Source organism: Cryobacterium sp. MLB-32, from assembly GCF_000738085.1.
Taxonomy (GTDB): domain Bacteria; phylum Actinomycetota; class Actinomycetes; order Actinomycetales; family Microbacteriaceae; genus Cryobacterium.
Genome location: NZ_JPRS01000182.1, coordinates 1 through 5,381, shown reverse-complemented (window position 1 = coordinate 5,381; position 5,381 = coordinate 1). Strand labels below are relative to the sequence as shown.

Annotated in this window: 5 protein-coding genes; 1 reads left to right on the top strand and 4 read right to left on the bottom strand. The window is 67.4% G+C overall.

Translation table 11 applies throughout. The features are described from left to right. Nucleotides 1-136: 136 nt before the first annotated feature. The 3 genes from cycA to JF66_RS25385 all read right to left on the bottom strand — a co-directional run bounded on the left by cycA (nucleotide 137) and on the right by JF66_RS25385 (nucleotide 3,374). A complete protein-coding gene (gene cycA / locus JF66_RS15205) occupies nucleotides 137-1,618 on the bottom strand; it encodes a D-serine/D-alanine/glycine transporter (protein ID WP_051973601.1) in 1,482 nt (493 codons plus the stop codon). A gap of 133 nt (nucleotides 1,619-1,751) precedes the next feature. Then, nucleotides 1,752-2,888 (bottom strand): alanine dehydrogenase, encoded by a 1,137-nt coding sequence (gene ald, locus JF66_RS15200; protein WP_035879366.1) that lies wholly within the window; start codon nucleotides 2,886-2,888, stop codon nucleotides 1,752-1,754. A gap of 357 nt (nucleotides 2,889-3,245) precedes the next feature. Next, nucleotides 3,246-3,374 carry a hypothetical protein gene (locus JF66_RS25385; RefSeq protein WP_369798043.1) on the bottom strand — a complete coding sequence of 43 codons (129 nt, stop codon included), beginning with the start codon at nucleotides 3,372-3,374 and terminating at the stop codon, nucleotides 3,246-3,248. 134 nt (nucleotides 3,375-3,508) lie between these two features. Here JF66_RS25385 and JF66_RS15195 point away from each other — a divergent pair, with 134 nt between their 5' ends. Continuing rightward, complete coding sequence (locus JF66_RS15195) at nucleotides 3,509-4,390, top strand: helix-turn-helix domain-containing protein (protein ID WP_369798042.1); 882 nt, start codon at nucleotides 3,509-3,511, stop codon at nucleotides 4,388-4,390. A 28-nt stretch (nucleotides 4,391-4,418) separates the two neighbouring features. Here JF66_RS15195 and alr read toward each other — a convergent pair. Next, nucleotides 4,419-5,381: alanine racemase (alr, locus tag JF66_RS15190; RefSeq protein ID WP_035879364.1), on the bottom strand; the 963-nt coding region annotated here is incomplete at its 5' end.

Genomic DNA, 5,381 nt, shown 5'->3' with positions numbered 1-5,381 from the left:
GCCGTGGTGAACGCTTAGCCGTGGTGAACGCTTAGCCGTGGTGAACGCTTAGCCGTGGTGAACGCTTAGCCGTGGTGAACGCTTAGCCGTGGTGAACGCTTAGCCGTGGTGAACGCTTAGCCGTGCTCAGCCGTGCTCAGCCGCGGTGAACGCCGGCGCGGAATGCGAGCGCGGCCTCTCGGTCGGCCGCCACGGTGACGCGGTGCAGTTCGTGGTGGGCGGCCTGCTCGGGGCGGCGCCGCAGGATCATCCAGACGACGCCGAGTCCCACAAACCACACGGGCGTCACGAGTAGCGCCTGCAGGGTGTCGGTCTTCTGCGTCAGCGCCCAGATCAGGAACGCGAAGAATGCCAGCACGACGTAACACATGTAGACGCCGCCGGGCATCCTGAACTTCGAGGCCGCGTGCAGTGCCGGGCGACGCTTGCGGTACACGATGTAGCTGACCACGATGATGGCCCACACAAAGATGAACAGCACCGAGGCCATAGTCGTCACGACGGTGAACACCGCAATGATCGACGAGCTCGCATAGAGCAGAACAGCGGATACGAGCAGAAACATGCACGAGAACAACAGGGCGTTGGCCGGCACCTTGTGGCGGCTCAGAAGCTGAAAACGCCCCGGTGCCGTGCCCTCGACCGACAGCCCGAAGAGCATCCTCGAGGTGGAATACAGCCCGGAGTTCGCCGACGAGGTGGCGCTCGTGAGCACGACGAAATTGATGACGGCCGCGGCCGCGCCGAGCCCCGCGAGGGCGAACATCGCCACGAACGGGCTCGCATCGGCTCTGACCTCACGCCACGGAGTGACCGCCATGATCACGATCAGGGCCAGAACGTAGAACAGCAGGATGCGAATCGGGATCGAGTTGATGGCCTTGGGAAGGTTCTTTTCGGGGTCCTGAGCTTCGGCGGCCGTCGTGCCCACGAGCTCGACCCCGAGGAACGCGAACACGGACAGTTGGAACCCGGCGATGAATCCCATCGGCCCGGTCGGGAACATGCCACCGTCGTTCCACAGGTTGTTGAAACTGGCCGGGGCGCCGCCGGGGGACTGGAAGTGGGTGATGACCATGACGAGGCCCACGACGATCAGCGTCACAATGGCGACGATCTTGATCAACGCGAACCAGAACTCGGTTTCGCCGAATGCTTTCACGCTCGTGAGGTTGAGCCCGAGCAGGATCAGTACGGCGACCAGGGCCGGAATCCACAGTGGAAGGTCGGGCCACCAGAAGCTCGTGTACAGGGCGATTGCGATGAGCTCGGCGATGGCGGTCACGATCCAGCACAGCCAGTAGGTCCAGCTCGTGAAGAAGCCCGCCCACGGGCCGAGCAGATCGGCGGCGAAGTCACTGAACGACTTGTATTCGAGGTTGGAGAGCAGCAGCTCGCCCATGGCTCGCATCACGAAGAACAGCATGAAGCCGATGATCATGTACACGAAGATCACGGACGGCCCGGCGAGTGAGATCGTCTTGCCCGAGCCCATGAAGAGTCCGGTTCCGATCGCGCCGCCGATGGCGATGAGCTGGATGTGTCGGTTGGAGAGGGAGCGTGCGAGATGTGGTTGTTGCCCGGTGGAGGGACGAAGAGCGGTGGTGTTCTGCGGCATCGGAGTTACTTCCTTGTAATCGAGCGCTGGTGACGATGCGGGGGTGTCCGGGGTTGCGGAGTGCGGGCCGTCAATGGCAAACGGATGCCAGGGGCTGGCGTGCGCCGGCCCCGGCATCCGTTATTCGGTGTGGCTAGACGAGCGCGAGTTCCACCTCGGTCACGAGGTCGGACCAGTCCGCGAGCGGCAGGTCGAGGGCGACGCTCACCGAGCGGTTCGCGATCTTGCCGGCGGCAATGTTCAGGCCGGCGGCGAGAGCGAAGTCGCGCTCGAACGCGGCGCGTACCCCGCGGTCGGCGATCGACAGGGCGTAGGGGAGCGTGACGTTGGTGAGCGCGAGGGTCGACGTCTGCGGCACGGCACCGGGCATGTTGGCGACGCAGTAGAAGATCGAGCCGTGCACCGGGAAGGTGGGGTCCTCGTGCGTGGTGGCGTGGGTGCCTTCGAAGCAGCCGCCCTGGTCGACGGCGATGTCCACGAGCACGGAGCCCGGCTTCATGCGCGACACGAGCTCGTCGGTGACGAGCTTGGGTGCCTTCGCTCCCGGGATCAGCACGGAGCCGATCACGAGGTCGGCCGCGATGAGTGAGCGGTCGATCTCGTAGGCGTTGGAGGCGATGGTCTTGAGGCGTCCCGAGTACTGGGCGTCCAGTTCGCGGAGGCGATCGATGTTGATGTCGAGGATCGTGACGTCCGCGCCCATGCCGATGGCCATGGCGGCGGCGTTGGAGCCGGCGACGCCGGCGCCGATCACGGTGACCTTGGCGGCACTCACACCGGGTACGCCGCCCATCAGGATGCCGGGGCCTCCGCCGGGGCGGGTCATCGACGCGGCGCCGACCTGAACGGCCAGACGGCCGGCGACCTCGCTCATGGGGGCGAGCAACGGCAGGGAACGGTCGGCCTTCTGCACGGTCTCGTAGGCGATGGCGGTGACGCCGGACTCGAGCAGGGCGGTGGCGAGCTCGGGCTCGGCGGCGAGGTGCAGGTACGTGAAGAGGATCAGTCCCCGGCGAAAGTGCACGTACTCGGCGGTGATGGGCTCTTTCACCTTGAGGATCATGTCGGCGCTCGCCCACACCTCGAAGGCGCTCTCGACGATCGCGGCGCCGGCGGCCTCGTAGTCGGCATCGGAGAATCCGGAGGCGGCTCCGGCTCCGGCCTGCACGAGCACGGTGTGGCCGTGAAGCTTGGCTTCGTGTACTCCGGCGGCGGTGATGGCCACTCGGAATTCGTTGTTCTTAACTTCTGTCGGAACACCAATGATCATGGGGAACTCCTGGCTCTAGTGGGCGCGTCGCCGATCGACTTTGTTCAGCGTAGAAACGATAAACCCGGGTTTTCGGCGCCCTCCGCCCGAGGGCGGGCGCGTGACGGATGCGTCGCGGCGCGTCGTCCCCCGCCCGGCTGGCCAGGTGTGCCCGGAAATACCGTATTTCCGGGGGTTTTCCTCCGGCGCCTCGCGCACTGGTGCGAATGGCGGGTCAGGGCATACTCGACATTTGTAGCGCCAACTCGCGTCGATTGTCGCCTGACGTTCACCCGGCTCCGTAGGATTGGGGCTATGAAAGCGGCCGATATCGACCAGGGAGTGGCCATCATCGCCGCGCATCTCGGTCGCGCCCTCTCACTCGAAGACCTCGACGGCGGGCTGCTCGCCTACAGCGCGCATCAGGCCACCGCCGACCGGGTGCGCACGAACTTCCTGCTGAGCAAGCTTGTGCCGCCCGATGTCATCGCCTGGCAGCTCAGCCACGGCATCGCCACGGCGGTCAAACCGGTTCCCGTTCCGGCTAATGCCGACCTCGGAATGCTGGGTCGGGTGTGTGTGCCGCTGCTCGCCCGCGGATTCCGAGTGGGGTATCTCTGGGTGCTGCAGCTCGACGACGAGTGCGAGCCGGACGCATCCTGGAGGAGTTGCGGGTCATCCGTCCCGAGATGGACACCCTCGCCGAGATGCTGCTCAGCCGCACAAGCGCGGATTCCGACGGCCGCCGTGCCCGCGAGGCGCAGTTCCTTGCCGCGTGCGTCGGCGACCGCGACGCCGTCGTGTCGGTCGGCGGTTGGCCCGGCGTGCACGGGCGGGGGCCCTGGCGGCTCGCGACCCTGCTCGAACGCGGAGACAACGACCGGCGCAATCCCGCGGAGAGCAGCCTGCTGCAGCGGCTGTCCGCCCTGCATGCCACGCTCGGCATCAACACCGTGCTGTTCTCGGCCGGCACCGAAACGCACGCCGTGCTGTTGCTGCAGGACGTGATCGACGGCGTCGACGAGTCCGAGATCCTGCGCCGTTTCGGTTTGGAGGTGTCGCGTCGCGCCGGGCAGCCCGCATCGCCGGCCCTGCTCGGCCTCAGTGAGCCGTTCGGCGACCTGCGCCGACTCCCCGGCGCCTACGCCGAGGCGCGCAGCGCCGTGCAGGCCGCCTGGGTGGATGCGCAGCTCGGCGCGCTCGTGTCGTTCCGTGCCATCGGGGTGTACCAGTTTCTGGCCGTCGAGGGCCGAGACGTGTTGCCGGGGGAGTCGACCCTGTACACCGAGCTGCGCGAACTCGACCGCAACGGGGAGCTGCTGCCGGTGCTCGAGCTGTTGTACGACAAGGACGGTTCGGTGGCCGAGGTCGCCGAGCAGCTGCACCTGCACCGCACCAGTATCTACAACCGGCTCGGGCGCATCCGCTCGCTCATCGGCGTCGACCCGTTGGGCGGTCAGGCCCGCCTCGAGCTGCATCTGGCCCTCAAGGCCGAACGCTGGGCAGGTCGCCCCCGGCTGTAACGAAGGGTGGGGCGTCAGCGCACGCTGCTCAGGCGTTGCGGTAGACGCGGGGCACGCGCGGGCTGATGCGGGTGACCACCTCGTAGCTGATGGTGCCGGCCGCGGCTGCCCACGCGTCAACGGATGCTTCACCGTCGTCTCCGGCACCGAACAGCAACGCTTCGGCGCCGATCACCGACGCGCCCGACGCCACCAGTGCGGCCTCGCCGAGGTCGATGACCATCTGGTCCATGGCGATGCGCCCGACCACCGGGTACGTGACGCCGTCGATCCGCACCGGACCGCCGGTGGCGATTCGAGGAATGCCGTCTGCGTAGCCCAGCGGGATCAGGGCAAGCGTTGTGGCCTCCGTGGTGCGGTAGTTGAGCCCGTAGGAGACGCCCTGTTCGGCGGGTACGTCTTTGCACACCGAGACCAGGGTGCGCAGCGTCATCGCGGGGCGCAGGCCGAGGTCGGCGGAGGTCTTGTCGGCGAACGGGGAGAGCCCGTAGATGCCGAGGCCGGCGCGCACGAGGTCGAAGTGCGTGTCGGGTCGGGAGAGCACGCCGGCGGTGTTGGCGAGGTGCCGCACCAGTGGGGTGAGCCCCGCGGCTCGCGCCTGTGCCACGGCGGTCGTGAACACCGCGAGTTGCTCGTCGGTCTCCACGCGCGAGGGCTCGTCGGCCACCGCGAGGTGCGAGAAGATCCCCACGACGGTCACGTCGCCGGTGAGTTCGGCCTGTCGGGCCACGGCGACCAGGTCGGGCCAGTCCTCCGGGGTGCTGCCGTTGCGGCCCAGGCCGGTGTCGATCTTCAGGTGGATGCGTGCGGTTTTGCGCAGTTGTTGCGCGGCCGCCACGATGTGCGCAAGCTCCCAGCCGGAGCATCCGAGGTCGATGTCCGCGGCGACGGCGGCGTGGAAGTCGCTGTCCGTGGTGTGCAGCCACGCGACCACGGGCACGTGGATGGCGGCGGCGCGCAGGGCGAGGGCCTCCGAGATGTGGGCCACGCC

Coding starts and splice junctions, on each gene's coding strand:
- cycA (WP_051973601.1), bottom strand. CDS start 1,618: ATGCCGCAGAACACCACCGCTCTTCGTCCCTCCACCGGGCAACAACCA.
- ald (WP_035879366.1), bottom strand. CDS start 2,888: ATGATCATTGGTGTTCCGACAGAAGTTAAGAACAACGAATTCCGAGTG.